At 40.8% G+C, this 17511-nt stretch carries 25 protein-coding genes; 5 read left to right on the top strand and 20 right to left on the bottom strand.

Annotated features, from left to right (window positions below; genetic code table 11):
• Positions 1-77 precede the first annotated feature (77 nt).
• The 10 genes from B9N86_RS14410 to B9N86_RS14365 form a co-directional block, all read right to left on the bottom strand.
• Complete coding sequence (locus B9N86_RS14410) at positions 78-827, bottom strand: ABC transporter permease (protein WP_208919886.1); 750 nt, start codon at positions 825-827, stop codon at positions 78-80.
• Complete coding sequence (locus B9N86_RS14405) at positions 828-1589, bottom strand: ABC transporter ATP-binding protein (protein ID WP_208919885.1); 762 nt, start codon at positions 1587-1589, stop codon at positions 828-830.
• A 214-nt stretch (positions 1590-1803) separates the two neighbouring features.
• The gene (locus B9N86_RS14400; protein WP_208919884.1) at positions 1804-2145 is read right to left on the bottom strand and encodes a DUF1048 domain-containing protein; all 342 of its coding nucleotides are present in this window, start codon (positions 2143-2145) and stop codon (positions 1804-1806) included.
• Positions 2146-2218: 73 nt separating this feature from the next.
• Positions 2219-2539: a PadR family transcriptional regulator gene (locus tag B9N86_RS14395; RefSeq protein WP_016131412.1), complete on the bottom strand. Its 321-nt coding sequence runs from the start codon at positions 2537-2539 to the stop codon at positions 2219-2221.
• 506 nt (positions 2540-3045) lie between these two features.
• On the bottom strand, positions 3046-3786 hold the full coding sequence (locus tag B9N86_RS14390; protein ID WP_208919883.1) for a stalk domain-containing protein: 741 nt from the start codon (positions 3784-3786) through the stop codon (positions 3046-3048).
• Between the two features lie 326 nt (positions 3787-4112).
• Entirely contained in the window at positions 4113-4271 is a 159-nt protein-coding gene (locus tag B9N86_RS14385; RefSeq protein ID WP_208919882.1) for a hypothetical protein, read from the bottom strand.
• Positions 4272-4325: 54 nt separating this feature from the next.
• Entirely contained in the window at positions 4326-4751 is a 426-nt protein-coding gene (locus B9N86_RS14380; protein ID WP_208919881.1) for a hypothetical protein, read from the bottom strand.
• A 48-nt stretch (positions 4752-4799) separates the two neighbouring features.
• On the bottom strand, positions 4800-5249 hold the full coding sequence (locus B9N86_RS14375; protein ID WP_208919880.1) for a hypothetical protein: 450 nt from the start codon (positions 5247-5249) through the stop codon (positions 4800-4802).
• A gap of 326 nt (positions 5250-5575) precedes the next feature.
• Positions 5576-5794 carry a hypothetical protein gene (locus B9N86_RS14370; protein WP_208919879.1) on the bottom strand — a complete coding sequence of 73 codons (219 nt, stop codon included), beginning with the start codon at positions 5792-5794 and terminating at the stop codon, positions 5576-5578.
• A gap of 106 nt (positions 5795-5900) precedes the next feature.
• A complete protein-coding gene (locus B9N86_RS14365; RefSeq protein WP_208919878.1) occupies positions 5901-6509 on the bottom strand; it encodes a recombinase family protein in 609 nt (202 codons plus the stop codon).
• 884 nt (positions 6510-7393) lie between these two features.
• Between B9N86_RS14365 and B9N86_RS14360 the strand changes: the two genes are divergently transcribed.
• Positions 7394-7546, top strand: a complete 153-nt coding sequence (locus B9N86_RS14360; RefSeq protein ID WP_208919877.1) for a hypothetical protein — start codon at positions 7394-7396, stop codon at positions 7544-7546.
• A gap of 270 nt (positions 7547-7816) precedes the next feature.
• Here the strand turns inward: B9N86_RS14360 and B9N86_RS14355 are convergent, their stop codons facing one another.
• Both B9N86_RS14355 and B9N86_RS14350 read right to left on the bottom strand, forming a co-directional pair.
• Entirely contained in the window at positions 7817-8548 is a 732-nt protein-coding gene (locus B9N86_RS14355) for an adenosine deaminase (protein WP_208919876.1), read from the bottom strand.
• A 13-nt stretch (positions 8549-8561) separates the two neighbouring features.
• A complete protein-coding gene (locus B9N86_RS14350; RefSeq protein ID WP_208919875.1) occupies positions 8562-8777 on the bottom strand; it encodes a hypothetical protein in 216 nt (71 codons plus the stop codon).
• Between the two features lie 248 nt (positions 8778-9025).
• Here B9N86_RS14350 and B9N86_RS14345 point away from each other — a divergent pair, with 248 nt between their 5' ends.
• Positions 9026-9406, top strand: coding sequence for a hypothetical protein (locus B9N86_RS14345; RefSeq protein ID WP_208919874.1), 381 nt, complete (start codon positions 9026-9028; stop codon positions 9404-9406).
• 227 nt (positions 9407-9633) lie between these two features.
• Positions 9634-9819: a hypothetical protein gene (locus B9N86_RS14340; RefSeq protein ID WP_208919873.1), complete on the top strand. Its 186-nt coding sequence runs from the start codon at positions 9634-9636 to the stop codon at positions 9817-9819.
• Positions 9820-10237: 418 nt separating this feature from the next.
• Here the strand turns inward: B9N86_RS14340 and B9N86_RS14335 are convergent, their stop codons facing one another.
• Together B9N86_RS14335 and B9N86_RS14330 are read right to left on the bottom strand one after the other, a co-directional pair.
• Positions 10238-10690: a hypothetical protein gene (locus B9N86_RS14335; protein WP_208919872.1), complete on the bottom strand. Its 453-nt coding sequence runs from the start codon at positions 10688-10690 to the stop codon at positions 10238-10240.
• A gap of 407 nt (positions 10691-11097) precedes the next feature.
• Complete coding sequence (locus tag B9N86_RS14330; protein ID WP_208919871.1) at positions 11098-11775, bottom strand: topoisomerase C-terminal repeat-containing protein; 678 nt, start codon at positions 11773-11775, stop codon at positions 11098-11100.
• A gap of 171 nt (positions 11776-11946) precedes the next feature.
• Between B9N86_RS14330 and B9N86_RS14325 the strand changes: the two genes are divergently transcribed.
• Positions 11947-12960 (top strand): copper amine oxidase N-terminal domain-containing protein, encoded by a 1014-nt coding sequence (locus tag B9N86_RS14325; RefSeq protein WP_208919870.1) that lies wholly within the window; start codon positions 11947-11949, stop codon positions 12958-12960.
• A 504-nt stretch (positions 12961-13464) separates the two neighbouring features.
• Here B9N86_RS14325 and B9N86_RS14320 read toward each other — a convergent pair.
• From B9N86_RS14320 to B9N86_RS14310, 3 genes are all read right to left on the bottom strand, one after another.
• Positions 13465-13980, bottom strand: a complete 516-nt coding sequence (locus B9N86_RS14320; RefSeq protein ID WP_244563093.1) for an imm68 putative immunity domain-containing protein — start codon at positions 13978-13980, stop codon at positions 13465-13467.
• Positions 13981-14356: 376 nt separating this feature from the next.
• Positions 14357-14821, bottom strand: a complete 465-nt coding sequence (locus B9N86_RS14315) for a phage tail protein (protein ID WP_208919868.1) — start codon at positions 14819-14821, stop codon at positions 14357-14359.
• An 86-nt stretch (positions 14822-14907) separates the two neighbouring features.
• Entirely contained in the window at positions 14908-15387 is a 480-nt protein-coding gene (locus B9N86_RS14310; protein ID WP_208919867.1) for a GyrI-like domain-containing protein, read from the bottom strand.
• 110 nt (positions 15388-15497) lie between these two features.
• On the opposite strand from B9N86_RS14310, the gene B9N86_RS14305 reads away from it, so the two are divergent.
• Positions 15498-16460 carry a helix-turn-helix transcriptional regulator gene (locus B9N86_RS14305; protein WP_208919866.1) on the top strand — a complete coding sequence of 321 codons (963 nt, stop codon included), beginning with the start codon at positions 15498-15500 and terminating at the stop codon, positions 16458-16460.
• A gap of 379 nt (positions 16461-16839) precedes the next feature.
• On the opposite strand, the gene B9N86_RS30330 is transcribed toward B9N86_RS14305, so the two are convergent.
• Genes B9N86_RS30330 through B9N86_RS30320 form a run of 3 tightly spaced genes read right to left on the bottom strand, consistent with a single transcriptional unit; the run spans position 16840 to position 17480 of the window.
• Positions 16840-17022: a carbohydrate-binding protein gene (locus B9N86_RS30330; RefSeq protein WP_244563145.1), complete on the bottom strand. Its 183-nt coding sequence runs from the start codon at positions 17020-17022 to the stop codon at positions 16840-16842.
• Positions 16937-17272 (bottom strand): carbohydrate-binding protein, encoded by a 336-nt coding sequence (locus tag B9N86_RS30325; RefSeq protein WP_244563185.1) that lies wholly within the window; start codon positions 17270-17272, stop codon positions 16937-16939. The genes B9N86_RS30330 and B9N86_RS30325 overlap by 86 nt, the downstream gene beginning before the upstream one ends.
• On the bottom strand, positions 17262-17480 hold the full coding sequence (locus tag B9N86_RS30320) for a carbohydrate-binding protein (RefSeq protein ID WP_244563092.1): 219 nt from the start codon (positions 17478-17480) through the stop codon (positions 17262-17264). Before B9N86_RS30320 ends, B9N86_RS30325 begins: the two co-directional genes overlap by 11 nt.
• Positions 17481-17511: the final 31 nt, after the last annotated feature.

Below are 17511 nucleotides of genomic sequence, written 5' to 3'. Positions count from 1 at the left end.
GCCTTCCATGTGATAGCAAGCAACTGCATTTATCGCAGCGGCTGACTATTGATATGGCTAATCCCATAATGGTGTATTTACCCTAACTGGCGTTTAAATGCTTTACTGGCGAAGAAGTAAGCGATGACCATGATGCCGACACACCAGGCAAGCGCGATCCAGATATCGTTGCCAACAGACCCTTCATACAAGTGGGCACGAATCGCATTCACGATTGAAGTCACGGGCTGGTTCTCAGCGAACGCACGGACAATTTTAGGCATGGTTTCGGTGGGGACAAAGGCCGAACTGATAAACGGCAGGAAAATCAGCGGGTACGAGTAGGCTGTCGCTCCTTCCATAGATCCCGCTGTCAAACCGGGAATGACCGCCAGCCATGTCAGCGCCAGCGTAAACAGCCCGAGTATCCCAGCTACCGCGAGCCAATCCAGGATATCAGCGCTGGAACGGAAGCCCATCAAGAGCGCAACGAGGATAACCACCACGAGAGTAAGCGCATTGGAAACAAGCGAGGTCAACACGTGAGCCCACAATACCGACGAGCGCTTGATGGGCATGGTAATGAAACGCGACATCAGCCCGCTCTTTACATCCGTAAACAGCCGCACGGAAGTGTAAGCGACGCCGGATGCGATAGCCATCAGCAAGATTCCCGGCAATAAATAATTGACGTAGTTGTCCGTGCCTGTCTCTATGGCGCCGCCAAATACGTAGACAAACAGCAGCATCATCATAATCGGCGTAATCGCCACCGTAATAATCGTATCCGGGCTGCGCATGATGTTGCGCATTAAACGCCCTAGTAATATCCCTGTTTTGCTTTTCATTTACCTCTCCTCCTTTTTGCCGATGATCGCGAGGAAAATTTCCTCCAATGTCGGCTGCTTCTCAATGTATTCCACTTTCGCTGGCGGGAACATCTCTTTGAGTTCGGTAAGGGTACCGGTCGTGATGATTTTTCCGCCATGCAGGATGGCGATACGGTCCGCCAGTTGTTCGGCTTCCTCCAGGTACTGGGTCGTCAGCAAGATGGTCGTGCCGCCGCCGGCAAGCTCCTTGACGGTATCCCAGACTTCAATCCGCGCTTCGGGATCAAGCCCTGTCGTCGGTTCGTCGAGAAAAATGACTGCTGGCGTCCCGATCAAGCTCATGGCGATGTCAATCCGGCGCTTCATCCCGCCGGAATATTTGTCTGCCCGGCGGTTGGCCGCATCGGTCAGGCTGAATCTTGCAAGCAGATTGTCAGCGACTTGAGCGGGATTGGAAACTCCTCGCAACTTGGCGATCATCATCAGGTTTTCCCGCCCGGTGAGCATGCCGTCTAAAGCTGCGAACTGCCCTGTCAGGCTGATGCTCTGGCGAACATGATCCGGTTGACGCTGGACGTCAAAGCCGCAAATCCCTACTTCGCCGCCATCGGGCTTCATCAGCGTCGAGAGGATGTTGACCGTCGTCGTCTTGCCCGCTCCATTTGAGCCCAGCAGTGCGAAAATTTCACCACGCCGCACCTCAAAATCCACCCCCTTTAAGACTTCCTTGTCTTTAAAGGATTTTTTTAACCCTTTTACAGAAATCGCTGCATTGCTCATACTTCTTCCTCCTTATAAAATGCGCAGCAAGGCCGCTTGAGAGATCCGGAAATTACGGTCGAGCACCTTGCGGAGCTAGACTGCCTATACTACTCTTCTATTTAGTCTGACCGATAATCAGTATGACTTAGTACCAGGTTAAAAATATAACTGAATAGCGAAGGCGGAAATTCACATTTGTTACCAGCTAATCAGTCGGTATTATCTATTGAATTTATTTTTTTCCCAATCGCTTCATGATACTCTGATTCAAATCTTCACGATACTTGGCGACATAGGTTTTAGCGTTTGCAACTAGTTCGTCGGCGAAGGACGTCACGTCTTCCCCAGTGATTTCCAGCACTTGTCTGCCTTCCGCCGCACCAGCTTCGAACAACTCGATTATTTCATACTGAATGTGCAGCATATCCATCCCGTTGCCCGTTGCGAAATTCCACATGTAGTTTTGAATTTTCTTAAATACGAACTGGTAGTCCTCTGGCAAGGCTTCAACCCGTGCCATCATCATCTTGTACTCTTTTTTATCACCAATCATTTTTTTGAACATTTCCATCATGTTATTTTTCCTCCTTTTATTATAAAGCTGAACAAGACACTCCAAAAATATCGGTGCGGAATATCTTGTGAAGCTAGATTGACTTCAAGACGTTGATTTTTGATGATACAAAATCCCATTTTTTCCAAAACAATTCAAGTTCCTGGCGGCCAGCCTCATTAAGTGAGTAAAATTTGCGGGGCGGCCCCATATCTGACGGTTTCTTTTCGATGTTCACCAGTTTTTTCTTTTCTAATCGCACGAGGATGGTGTAGACCGTCCCTTCGACGACTTCGGTAAACCCTAGCTCGTTCAGTCGGCGGGTAATCTCGTAGCCATAGGTTTCATGGCGGCTGATGATTTCCAGTACGCAGCCTTCCAGCGAACCCTTCAGCATTTCAGTTAAATTTTCCATGTTCAGAGCCTCCTCTATTTCGTCCCTCCTCTAATTAGTCTGACTTATATTCAGTACAACATAGTACCAAGGGAAATTTTTACTTAATAGCTTTTGGGATCAAAGGCTATTAAGTATTACTTATTACACGTACATCGTAACACCGAGTAGCAGAGGGTGTCAACTATTTTTAAATTGTTTTTGCAACCTCACTAAACTCCTCTAATCGGCCAAGTATCCATGTTCTTGTGTCATTGATTTACGACAAGAACTTATATACTTTGCCGATTAGATTCTAAATTCCTCTTCTCTATTTAACAACTTTGACATTAACGGCCACACCATACAGTTATGCGCATCATTTATAGCTTGTTCTAAGTGCTATGCTTGATCTTTAGTTAATTTTACAGGAGGTTTTACAACTGTAAAAATCCTGAAAGTTTTCCTGATGCATCAGTCTACCAATTTCGATTACTAGGCCTTTTTAATCCCTTCCCAACAAACCATCGGGGATGTCACATACATAGTTACCGAGTAATCACTTCAAGTACATCCCCGCTTCCATCATCAATAATACGTATATTTTTGTCATCAATGAGTTGAATTGTGCCGTCCGACTTTAAGATTTCATGCTGCTCCATTAACCCGTGAGCTACGGATTTGCGAATCATCCCTTGATTCTTGAATACCAACGCATACAGATCGTAGTCTCCAGTCTTTCGATTAGAATATTCAATTGTTACAATAAGTAAATTCTTGGGAGTCCACTTAAAGTTTAAGGTGAGATCATGAGTATTCACATTAATGTCTTTTATGCCTAGCGGAATCGTGGTCTTTTGTCCCGTATAAGCACCAGTAATCTCAAGATCTCCTTTTGCTGCGCGAATCATATAGCTGTATCCCATCATGCTGCCATAAAAAGCATCAGTATAATTGTTGAGTCCAGTCACAGTTACCTTTCCCGTCTTCGTATCCCGATTGGCCACTTCCCCGTCCAAAACAGATGCGAGGAATCTAATCGGCACATAAAGGTGACTAATATACCGCACAGGTTCACTACCCATATCCACTTCTCGACCATCTACTTCGGCAATTCTGCTTCCCATGTGGACAACAATGCGCTTCTCATTCCTCCTCAGAACCGCCATATTGTCATTCTCCATCTCCCAAAGCAGACCTGCTTCGCTGCCCGAGAATAAACTTCCGTAAGTCACTCCGTCCTTAAGTAGCGTCTCAATATGAGTGATACGGCCGTCTTCCCATTGCATTTCCAGCTCGACGTACCCACTTATTGTAAATTTTAATACTACAATAGTAACGCTTATATCTTAAAAAAGTTGCTGACACAATAAAATCTGTCGCGTAGAAATGGACGATTTTTAGCAAGTCAAGAAATGACTTTTCCTCACTACAAAATGGTTACGTTTATATTCCCATCATCATAGTAAGTAATTTACTTCATAAAATATTACGGAGTTTACTTGGCTTCAATTTGCCTTCGATTATAGGGATTTCTGAATAATCTTTAACTTGAGCAAGATCACTTGCATTATATTTTATCTTTTTCACAGCTCAATTACTTAAGTTGGTTAAATTAACTGAAAATTGATATAATTGCGGCTTCGATAACTTCCGTATCTTGCTTTGCATTTTCAAGCCAGCCGATGATGTTTATTTCTTCATTCGTAAGTGCCCTGCCGCCTATCGCTGCGACCCTTATCTCCATTTCTGTTATTTGATTTTCATAGGACATAACTCTACCTCACTACCTTATATTCAGTATGTAACTTACTAACTGCCGCAAGTCTTAAATACGTACGAAAGGCATTATATACCCACAGTCACGACAAGCACGGAGAATTATTCTTCTCGAATTAAAGGTTGGCATCAATTCCATATTAGAAGTAATATTCTCTCTAAATGCAGAAGAAGTTCCGTCAGGGTTTCTGAGACAGTCATTCATGATGCGATTTCCCTTGCACAATGGACATTTAAGATTGGAGTCTTCAACCAGTACACACTCATATAATTCAAGAGGAACTTCCTGAATTTCTCCATGTTCTTCTATAGAAAAAGTATCACCCGAAAACATTCCGCCATTATAGCCTTTGAAAACTCCAACGCGACCATCAGTCAGTAATATCCGTTTTCCAGCATCCATTTTACTAATATGACTGCGCAGATCCGACAAGCGTTTTTCTGTTTCTTTATCAACCTTAGTTCTCCCGAACATTAGAGTTTTGCTCCTCCTTTAAAACCTCTTTATTCATTTTGATGCATATTAGAGCATCTTTGACATGCTATATAAAAACGATTTATTCATACCCAAATTATCTATCACATAATCGTGTCCGATCGGTCCAGCAATCATATGAACGGTAATATTATGATCAAACACTACATGTATCCAGTCTTTAGCATTTGGATCTGGAAGCGCATCTTCACTTTTTGGGGAATAGTAGACACCAATTCGGTAAGCTCCCCCAAACTCTTTTGGATTTCCTTCCTTGTCGAAATAACATTCGAATATATATTTCTTCACTACATCGACAAGCTTTTGATTGCCTTGGGATACCTCAAGCAGCTTTTCATAATTGACTTCAAATGGATATGGGCTATAAAACCCACTAATACCTTTGTAGCTGTAATAATGCTTTTTCAATTGGGTAACAATACCTGGAATGTCCTTTTTATTTTCAAACCATTTAGTTTCTTTTTTTGTTTTGCCCATAAACAATGCACGCTCCTTATTCATTGAAGATTATTGGGATTTTAATATCTAACTTAATCCTCAATTAAACGGGGTCTTCCCTTTTTGATATGGTGAATCGTCCACGTTGGTTAAGCATCTCTTTCGAACAGCCTCCCCCATGGATTGATACGGTGAATTAGAAGATCGGTACAATAAGCCTGTACTAGAGATAATCTTGATTTCCCAAAAGCCATTTTGGGAAGAAAATATGTCTCCTATTTTGGGTTCTTCTACTGTTACAATATAAAATTCGCTTCTTTCCAAGTGTGGATGTCTTAACTCCTGCATAATGGCATTCTCCTTATTCAATATGTTTCAATATAAGCAATTACTTGACTGGTCGTCTGAAAGTAATCCTCATCCAAACGGACCATACGATCAAATATACAAACTTTATATTCATGATCGGTCAATCTACGAATCTCGTATCTTATGTTTTCCCCTACTGCTGGCCCCCCTAAGGTAGTGTCATCTCCAGTATTCATCTGCTCTATTGTTTTCTTCTGTAAATCAGTAAGTAACATGATACACCGTCCTATTCATTATGTTGTGCTAGCCAGCTGAACAACTCCATTCCTAACCTACAGACAATTTATTTTTTAGGTACAACAATCTGTCTCCGGGTAAAATTCAAAGCTGTTCCTCTTCATATTCCTTAACACGGCGATAGAATGTAGTTCTCTTCATACCGACTTTCTGCATAGCCGCCGTTGCTGTAATATGCCCACCTTTCCATTCTTTGTAGAACTGAATAAATGTTTCGTCAATGTCATGCCGGGGCCGACCAAATGTAACACCGCTTGCCTTTGCAACCTCGATCCCTTCTGCCTGCCGCTGCCGATTTTTCTTACGCTCCTGCTCGGCCACATAGGCAAGCATACTTAAAAACTGATCTTCCAGCAATTTCCCCAAATCGCCCATCGTTTTGAATTTCCGAGAGTCGAATAACGTTTCGTTATCCAGGCATACAATGTCCGCCCCGATCTCCCGCGTGATATACTTCCATTCGCTAATGATTCCGTCGTAGTCCCGGCCCAATCGGTCCAATGCGTCCAAATAAATCAGGTCGCCTTCTCGTATCATCAGACGCATGGCCTGATAACGCGGCCGCTCAAAATCTTTGCCGCTCTGCTTGTCCACAAAAATAAAGCGATCCTCAACGCCCAGCTCCCGGAACTTGACGAGCTGTCGTTCCGGATTTTGATCTTTGGCTGATACTCGACCATAAGCAATCTTCATAGCAAGAATACTCCTTTAATCTGTTTCAAAATGTATGTTCTTTTTATGGAATGTTCATAAATATATGATACCACTTTTTGAAACAGTATAACAAGCACATTCTTGAGTGTTCAGAAAAGCATGCTTTTTCGGTCAGTAATATTTTCCAAATATTGAGACTACGTTGTCGCACCATCACTGATTTTGATTTGTGCAGCATAGAAGATGACAAGTATTCCCAGCGTTAGGGCCTCATCATATGTGATTCTGCTCCATTACATATATTGGATACTCGTCATCTTCTGTATAGAGAAGATGACGAGTTGATTCTAAGAGCCTCATTTCCTATTTCGAGATACTTCTTATCATATTTATTTACATCACTTATACATTTACAAAAGATTCACCTTTACTTCATCATTACTTTTTTTATCAATGAAATGCGCCCTTCCTTCTTAACAATTCAGGATCCGGAGGATGACTTACTTACCGTAATGTTTCATGAATACCCCGAACAAGGTGGCCGCACTTTGAGTGTGCCACTTGATAAAATCTCTAAACCAGCAAATCTTACGATTCAGAAGCTAAGTCTAGGTTCCTACCGGAGCCGGTTAGTAGACTGTGAAGAGAAAGAATTGCGTTTACTATTATAGAAGAAAGCATTACCTATTATGAGAATGGAGAACGAGTTTCCGAGAAGATTAACTTCTTAGGCCACGAAGTATCCGCTATAATACACAGAAACGGCCGTTTATTTGGTGATTATCGTACAGCAGGAGGCTATCCTGTTGGGACAATTGAACTGTACCAAGGGGACTTGGTTGTTTTTGAATGCAGAGGAACATTCCACTACATTACTGGCCAAAAATAAAAAAATCATAAAGCTCACTTGATCGGTTATCGATGTGGATTTCTACCAACTAAAGGAGCGTGCTTATAGAATGGGATTTGAGAACTATCATTTTGAATTAGGTGAACGTGTCACTTTTTTCTGGAAGTTTGCCGGCGATGATAGACTGTGGGCCAACGCGGAGGAAATCGAAGATACGGGCGTGTGACTTGAATTTATCGGTGAAGAGGATGAGTCTTTTGTGACATATCCAGAAATGCATTTCTTTATCCGGGAAGGCAGTAACGATTCCAGAAGGAACAGAGGAGCTTTCGTCAATGAAATCATCAAAGCTCATTTTGGCGATAACCTGGATTCAGATGTGTGTCGTCAGAGAAAATTTATAGAAATTAGTGAGAAATGAATGAAACTTTGGTATTGAGCCTTTAAATAGAAACAAAAATACCGCCAATTGGCGGTATTTTTTGTTTCTACCAGATCAATAATCTTCGACTGGACCACAACCATAAGGTTGGCAAACCTGAATTGTCGAAGCAGTATTAATAAATGAAGTAAAATCATGATATTTATAATAGTGGTGGTCTCTCCTAATGGTTAAAGTCGCATATGAACTACTTTGCCTATCTTCTTTAGTGTATGTTTTTGTTATCCAATAGGCTCTTGGTGCATTCATAGAAAGATAATAACTGCCAACGCTTACAAGTATTCCTGCTACTTTTCCACCTACAGGTCCGCCTATAAAGGAAGCGAGTACACCTGCTATTGCAGAGGCAGTGGTATATAATATTTCAGTCGAATTTTCTACCGCTCCTTTATATTCAAAACCAGCTGCAAATAATTGTGGAGAAGAACTGAGATCTTCTTGAATGGGTTTAACTTCTTTAATTGAATAATTCACTTCGCCGGTTTGCAGGTTTTCAATCTTTACTTTATTATCATCAACATTTGTGATTTTGAGCTCTTCTTTTCCATTTGTATCTGTTGCAATATAGTGATTGTCGTATGCAAATAATGTAGAACCATCTGTAAAAGTGACAGAATTACTGGTTGTGCTTTCAACTAAGTCTGAAAGGCTTTTAGCTTGATCCATTTGTGATACTGGTAAAGAAGATGGTAAATTTCCCTGATCCTGAGCGAAGGCTGGAATTGAAATAGATGTAGAGAGCAGAACTCCTGCAAAAAATGTTTTAGCAATTTTTGATTCTATCATTTTTATCCTCCATTCATTCTTTCCTTTTTTTGTTCTTTTTCTTTTTTTTGAAGAAATCGAACTTGATCACATAATCAAAGAGAGAGGTAATTGCAACAGCTCCTAGTGGAAACATTGCGTATACCCAAGGCGGATTAGCTTCACCAGGGGGTCTATTAATTAAAATCTCAAAAAGGACCAAACAATAAATTACGGCCAATACAATACCTGTTATGTTTCTATTTTTCATAGCTGTTTTCCACCTCAAGTTCACCAGAAATTCAAAGTATTATATTTTTTGCCTAAATATAGTATAACACTACCCAACAACAAATGGAACAATTTCTCAACTTTTTTTCAACCTTACTTAAAACTCCGTAATATCGATTGCAAGAATACTAGATTTTGTGAACCCAGATATTCTCATAAAATGTTGGATATAAGATTAATCAAAACAAATTGGGAAAATGAATTATCACTCTAAAAGAGCGTTACGGTATGGATAAAAGCACTAAACCGGCAACACTTACTATTCAAAAGATGGGGCCAGGTCTCCTACCGGAGCCGGTTAGCAGACTCTGGAGAGAAAGAAATGCGTTTAGTATTATCGAAGATACCATTTACTACTATGAGAATGGAGAACAAGTTACCGAGAAGATTAACTTCTTAGGCCGCGAAGTATCCGCTAAATTACACAGAAACGGTCGTTTATTTGGTAATTATCGTACAGCAGGAGGCTATCCTGTTGGGACAATTGAGCTGTACAACGGTGATTTAGTTGTTTTTGAAAACGTGGGCAAATTCTCGCTACATTACAGTACAGTTCCGGAAAGCACGCAGGCGCTTTGGGTAAATCAGATCACAGCTGCTCATTATTGATCGAGTCGCTTACAGAATAAATAGATTAGAGCACCAGTCTGCGCAGCGGGTAATAAATACTTTCTTGCCGACCTTTTCGCCGGTAGTTGCGAACGGACGCTTATCACCAATGGGGATTTGCCAATTCATTGTCTGAAATAAGCTTGCGTCATTCACCATCAGCTACGTAACGACTACGTTCCAATCCTGTTATAATAATGGTAAAGAACCGAATTGGAGGAGTTAAAATGGGAAAAGAAGCAATTAAACTAATTTCCGAGATATCAGAAATGGATGTCTCTGAGCGTGATCACATCATAAAAACATTGTTCGGTAAGAATACTTTGATCATCGATCCTGCAGGTGAAGATGATATCTATTTGGACCTATTCTCACCAAACACAGGTGATAACTCTTCAGGGAACATTCGCTAATCAGCATTGTTCCTTTTTTTCACCGTAGCTATATTATATCCCTCGATATAAGGCGGCTTCCCTCCTCTATGCCTAACGTGAAAATTTTTTTATTACATATTAAAATGATTATTTTTGTTTTATAGAGTTGGTAGGCACACCGGCTCCATTTTGGTCAGGGGACCAAGGTTTTTTACGTTCGGAGATCTGTTATAGAGTGGTTCCCTACATGTTCATTCTGCAGAGGCTACCAAAATAGAATCGGCTTATCGCCGGTTCTATTGCAACAAGCTACAGTTTTATTATTCGGCCTTTCACTCTCCCTTTAACTGGGTGCGGATCTCCTCCCGGTGTGAGCACTCCCACATGTTTCCCCTTGGAGTTGTACATTTCAATCTCCCCATGAAGAGGATATTTATGATAATAGAAATTTCCTCTATTATCCGTGTAGATTCTCTCCTCTTTCCATATCGTGAGGATCTGCTTGAGTGGTATGCCCAAGGAGGGTCTGGAGAATTGCTATTTGGCCACTAACCCCTACACCGCGAAGGCATTTGAATTGGTACACGGTGAGTTCAAGTAAATCTTCTACTACTCCAAACCCACGGCGAGTAAGAATGTTACGTAATCGTATGTATATCGGTTTCTCATAAATGGGAAAAAGTTCCCTGATACTCATGCTCCTGATATTATAGGGTATTTCCAAAAATTCTTTGAGCGCTGTGTGTTGGTTTAATGGATCCTTAAACCAGTTCAAACTCTCATCTGATTGTTTTAGTTCCTCTTCTATCCATCTTTCAATCTTCCTTCTCAACAAACAAACTCTCTCATCATCGCTTTTATCCGGAAATCTCGATAGCAAATACTGGAGTTCATACAGATCGAGTTCCATTTGAAAGAATCAATCCCCTTTTATCTTCATGACTAAAGCCACGAGATTCCTAAATAAAGAAACCCATCGTTCTATGATTGATTAGGTTATCCCGTAGTTCCTACGGTTAAAAATCTTATCGGTAAAAGAGAACCCTGATGTTCTTTTTCAAGATTTTATTCTGCGTAAAGACATGGTCACCGTTTCACCTCTCTTTCTGATTTTGGATGTATTTCCAGATCTGTGCTTACTATTAAGAATAACATATATCGGATATTTAACGTGTCATGGAAACGCTTTATCCAAAGCAGTTCTCATGATTGAAATCACGAGTGTTCTCGGCTAATCCATGAAAAAATGAGACTCCATTATATGGAGTCTCGACTTCTTAAACTCTGTATGATTAGCGTGTAATGAACTCCTACAAGCTATTTAACAAATGAATACCGATTGTTTTCCCTATCGTAACCAAGCCTAGTATCAAACGTTCCGTGCTTCCCACCTTTTAATCCTTCAATGAGATCCGTCTTTCCGGACCTAAGCAATTTTTTCATTTGTGATGCTTTGATCGTTTGCTCCAGAAAGGTTTTTGGCAAACGGAATGAGCATTTAGCGTTACTGCAGCTGAAAAAAGTAGACCTCTCAACAACGTGTTTTTTACAGATCGGACATACCCCCAAACTAAGCTCTGAAGGATCCGGAAAACGACTCTTCAACTCATAGTTCTCAATATAAAGGACTAAGTCATAGGAACCTTTTTCACTCTGGAATCCTTTCATAAGAACTTTCCTACCAACTAAGAGTGATTTTACCGCTGCAGCAGGCATGTCAATTCTGCGGAACGTCTTCCCTATTCTAAAATTACAGCCTTCTTTCCAACCACTGCAACCAAATATCTTGCTACCTTCTACAATAGCTTTTCCACATTTCGGACAGTCTCCCAAGCTCTCATCATCTACGGTCGGAAAACGAGTATCGAACTTCCCATCCGGAAGGAGCTTCAAATAAAGATCGTACGATGCTTTCCCCTCCTTACCAGGGATATTTTTAATCAGGATCTCTCTACCTTCTGCAAGGGCCTTTGCTTTTTTAAGATTGATATTCACACCACGGAAGTCTTTCCATATGACAAACCCACAATCTTTACCTGTACTGCAACTGTAACCTTTCGGCCATAGGTTTTGTAGATTAAACACGAGAAGAGAGAGATATTTTTTTTTTTTGAACAGCTCTTATTGAGGCGTTTATAATAAATTATTGTTTAGGAGAAGAGAAAAATGTTTAAAAGATTAAATTTTGTTTTAATAGCTTTCATTACGACAACTCTATTTTTTACATCTTATAATACCGCTAGTGCTGATGATACTATTAAAGTATTTGTAAACACTAAAGAAGTAGTATTGGATCAGAAACCTATAATAAAAAATGGCCGCACTCTTGTGCCACTTCGATTTATATCTGAATATTTAGGTAATGATGTAAAATGGGATCCGAAAAAGAAAGTCGTTAATATTGTTTACTCTATCGGAAACATTAACTACACTGTTACCTTACAAATTGGTCAAAAAACGGCTATTAAAACTCCCAGCTCTTATTTGTATAAATACAGTCAAGAAGATGTAGTACATATTCAATCAGATGTACCTAGTCAGATTATTAATGGAAGAACTGTTGTCCCCTTAAGATTTATAGGTGAATTGCTTGGTATAGATGTCCGCTCAGATTACCAAAACAAAGATATATATATTTCTAGTTTAGGCGTGAACTTAATCCCATCTGATTTTGAAAAGGATGTATATGATAAAGAATTGCGTAAGGTGAAAGATTTTGGTAAGCCTACAGTCAATTATGAAAAATTCCTAGCTCTTGATGCTGATCATTTCAACTCAATCGATCTTGATTATCTTTTTGCTAAAAAGCCTAGTGTTGACTTATTTGGAGCCCCAGAAGCTTTCCGTGATGGCTTCAATGAAATTATAATATCAGGGCCCATTAAAACAAATTATTTAAATATGATGATATATAAGGGAAAGGATCTACCTATTTTAAGCTACCCAGATGTTACAGCCGAAAGTACTGCTACTATTAAAGAAGACATGACCTATGATGAAGTGGTCAAAATATTTGGTGGTCCTGGAGTATTATCAGGTAAAGGTACTCTTCGAGAGGAATACAAATGGGTATCGTCCACAGAGAAGGGTGAAGCATATATCACATTTGTTAAAAAGGACACTTCTCTTTATGTCACACCATCTCCATATAGATCGTATTCTTGGGAAAATATTTATTGAGTTTGACAATTGGAGTAAGCATCTCTGTGGTCGAATCATGGAGAAGCTCTGCGCTAAAGAGCTGAGTGCGCTGATAATAGGAAGAAAGTAAATAATGCTTTTAAGAAATACGTATGAGGGCTCAATTATTTGAGCCCTCATACATATTTCCATTTTAATTACCCTAATTATATCCAATTTTGATTGACCTTCAACTAAGATAGAAGTAAAAAAATTAGTTATTCCTATAATTTTCCGCAGTTACTTATGATACGGTTTAGCTTAACGGGTCTATCGGCGAAAAATCCTGCGCGGCGCGAAATCGCTAAACCTTCCCATATTGAAAGGCTAAGACCAAACCTTCATAACATGAACAGAAGGCCGTCGAAGTACTCGACCGCCTGATTGTAGGTGATTCAACTATTATTTCCGTTAGTTCAATGAATGCTATCATAACGTGTTTCCTTAAATGTACCGAAATATTCGAAAGCCTTCTGCGGTCGTCTTGTAATGAGCTGGGTAAACTTATAACAGCTCATCTGCGATCATTTTTGCCTTTTCCGCAAGCTCCCTCATATCATCGGCCGGAACAAGCTCGGCTAAATCGTAAGCCAGCGGATTACGGGAAAACTTGTACAGTTCATCCCGAAGCAGGTTTCTTTTTTCTTCGGAGGCATCAATATAAAGTTTGCACGGCTGCCTAGCCTCATCCAAATCATGCAAATCGACATAGCCTGATTTAAGAGACTCCAACACAATGGCTGAAAGATCGATTAGAGCACTGCAGGCAATATCAAGTTCTACCCGAAACGTGCCGTTAGCACTTTTCATATCATATCCAATACTTCCGCCGTTTTTCAAGTCTCCCTCGGAAAGCAGAACATCGAAACCCAAGTCCTTTAAAATCTGATTGAGCGTCACATCCGTTGAGTCCAATTGTTCCAAATAGTCTATTAATGCCAGCGAATCATCGGAACCGCCAATTAAATCTCCCCACCATTTGCTTATGTACATGTTCTTCTCCCACTTTCTTTTAGGCATTGTAATTTTCCAAATAAGATAGTTTCATTATACAAGAGGTTATAGGCTTAAACTACGCTTAATCCCCCAAAAGCATATTTATCAATGCCGCTTCAACCTTTATAATCATTTTCGGCTTTACCACTATTTGTGGTACGGTTCACCGCGCTTCATCTTCAACTAATCTGCCCGTTAGTTTATAGTTTAATGGACTGCCGAGATCGATTAACATTAAACAATCATCTATTCGGCTATGAATATAAGTTCTTGTCATTGAGTTACGACAAGAACTTATATACTTAAAACAAAAAAAACCGCAATTTATGCGGCTTTCAAAGTCTCTATGTTCTTGTCGTCGGACAATTACTAACATCACAATGCACTTCTTGGTAATACTTTAATATTCTCCTTTAATTACAAAAAACGAGCCCCGAATGGTTCCAGCTAATTTAGACTTCTGCCTAGCAAACTTGAACTTCCCTTCTAACTCCGTTGGTACCTCCATCAGCTCAGAAAGCTTAAAACCAACGGCCCGCTTCTTAGGGTCATCCACCGTATACATGACGTTGACCACAAGACCATCCTCATAAAAGACATAGGCAAATTTGATATTTTCCACTTGAAAACGCGACGTCTCTAAAGGTTTGGCCGCAAACTCAATATCACGTTCTTCTTTCAAAATTCGGTTCACATAATCAAGGGTCTCCTGGCTTTCGCTAGCTGGTGTAACCGTAAACTGATGCTTATATTTGTTCATAAAGTAACGGGCTTCATTCGCTCGTAAACCAGCAAGCGCTTCTGCTACGGGTGAAGACTCTAAACCAACCGTAGACACATTTTTAAAATCAACGATATTGGACATGTTCATCCCTCCTAAAAGTTTTACGAGCGTTACTTCTTAGAACCTACTTCGAGCAAAACTCGCATCGAAAGCATTCACTTATCCCTTTATTTCCTAACAACAGGAATCCACATTTCACCAAATACTGAGCCGTTTCGCTGCCCCATCTCAACCGTTGCATTTGGCCCACCAACATAGGCATATTTTTTTGCTTCCGGCAAGACTTGACCAAAGGCAATGCCAGTAAGCTTATTACTCAACTCATCAGCCGTCTTCCCTTCCCCTTTTACAACTAGGTATTCCCCTTTAGGAAATTGAATAACTCTGGTTGCTTCTGGTACCGATGCCTCTGTCATGACGCCAGCATAATGCATCATTTTGTTATTCACCGCTTCGTTCACGGCTAAAATGTAGTCATTTGCGGCTATGGCCTTTAAAGTGTCAAGCCTTCCATCTTGTTTCACTGCCTCCCAAAAGTCTGCTTTCTCCTTGTTTATGCCAGCATAGTCTGTATAATCGCTCTTAAGCTCAGTTCCAATACCTAAAACGATAAAGCTGTCTTTTTCCAAAAAGATATAATTTTCCATATTCAAAACCTTCCTCTTTTTTAAATTTATCAAATGATTTGTCTTTTCACTTGATGGGTTTATAATAGCCTTAAATCATGTCAAAAAATGATACTGTTTAGGGGGACCCGATGAAAAAAGTTGAAAGGATTAATATTATCATGCGGTATATCAACAATCGTGCCCACTTTACCATTTCTGAAATCATGCGAGAATTTAACATCTCTCGTTCGACAGCTATTCGAGATATCCGAGAAATTGAAGCTATGGGGATGCCGCTTATCGCTGAAGTTGGGAGGGATGGGGGTTATTTTGTCATGAACAACTCTGTCCTGCCCACGGTCCGCTTTACCGATAATGAAATTAAAGCTCTGTTTATTGCCTTTATGGCTACAAGAAATCAACAGCTCCCATATCTGAAGAGTCGTCAGTCTTTAGCTGAAAAATTACTAGGCCTCATCTCAGAAAACCAGCAAGATGACCTTGTTCTTTTAAATCAAATATTGCTTTTTGAAGGAACCAACCCCCATAATCCCGACCTTCTCGATCTGTCAGATCTGCCCCATCCTATGTTAGAAAAACTCATCCAAATCCTTCTCTTGGACAGCTATTTATTGGTTTCCATCGAAGAAGAGAAGGAGATAAAGTCTTATCCCATTTATCTCTTGCACCTTTATCGTGAAAAAAGCTTATGGCTTATTGAAGGCTTTGACTTAGAGGAAGAAAAGAGGCGGATTTTTCCTGTCGATAATCTCACCAATGTAAAACCATACCCTACGAAAAAAAGAGTAAGGAAGAAAAAGATTTTAGAACAACTAAGTAAGCAGGAAGAAGTAATCAACCTTGTCCTTGAACTTGGTCCAAAGGCGATTTCCCAGTTCAAAAAATACCATCCTTTAAAGTTTTCAATTTCATATACAAATCCTTACCAAACTACGGCCATCTTAAAGACTTTTATCAATGTTCATAATTCAGAAGAATTAACCGAAATAACAAATTGGCTGCTTTTCCTAGGTGGAGATATCAAGGTCAGCGAGATACCAGAAAAAGTCTTAGAAGGTTTACAAGAGAGATTAAGCTTATACTGCCCATAAGCAGTGCCAGTGGAACGTCCTCTTCAGAGATACCCTTCCCATTGTCTTTGATCCCAATCAGCATCCATTTGATAAACCGCACGACGTCCGAATAATTGAAGGTTGGGAGCACGCTGCGCATTCTTCCCTTCGATGATCGAAGTTTCTGATGCCGGACAGACGTTTCAAAACCGGTAATCAATTCAATTCCCTCTATTTTGTTGTAGTACTTCATTTCAAATCATACTCGGAAATAGACGTAACTTAAGTGATATATCTAAAGTATTTTCCGGTTCACTTAACAACTGCCGATATTAAGTAACATTAAATAATCATCTAATCGGCTAAGAATATAGTAAGTTCTTGTCCTTAGCTCGTGACAAGAACTTACATCGTTAAATCAAAAAAGCCGCGATATCCGTGACTTCGTATGCATGTATGTTCTTGTCCTCCGACAACAATCCTTACCGTATGTGTTCGTTAAAACGAGATAGACGTCATGTACGCCCGTAAGCGTCTCCGTCAGCTGGCCGGTCGCGACTTTGTAGGTTCCCCACACGCTTGCCGTCGGCGGCACCGGAATCGTTCCGACCAAAGTGCCGTTCACGCCACCAAGCCGAACCTCGACGGCAGAATCCGGGGTTCGTGCTGTTTCCGGAATACTCGATGGATAGCCGATTAACGCCCGCACTGCCAAAGTCCATGCCTTTGTATGCCAGCCAAGCCCCGTCAAACGTATTGGCGACCTGCTGTCCGCTTCTTCCCGGCTCCGTCTTCAGCGGCCCCCGGTTGGACGGATTGAGCTCGGTTGACCATTCATCATTAGGTTTCAAGCTCCAGATCGGCATAATCGCTGCGGAGCTTCTGATATCCCCAGGTGAACGAGTCGAAGTTTCCGATATATGGAAGCGAACTGGTGGTGCTGCCTTTCATGACGATATACAACGCCTGCTTGCCCGTCAGCGTTCGGTTCAGGACCGCCTCTGCCGTTGCGTAGTTCATCCAGCCACTGCCGGTCTGCTTGAGGGCTGCGGTGCTCACAAGCTCGCCGTTTACGCCGCCGAGCCGGAAT

The sequence above is a fragment of the Paenibacillus uliginis N3/975 genome (assembly GCF_900177425.1).
Lineage (GTDB): Bacteria > Bacillota > Bacilli > Paenibacillales > Paenibacillaceae > Paenibacillus_AQ > Paenibacillus_AQ uliginis.
This window is presented reverse-complemented; position numbering and strand designations above follow the sequence as displayed.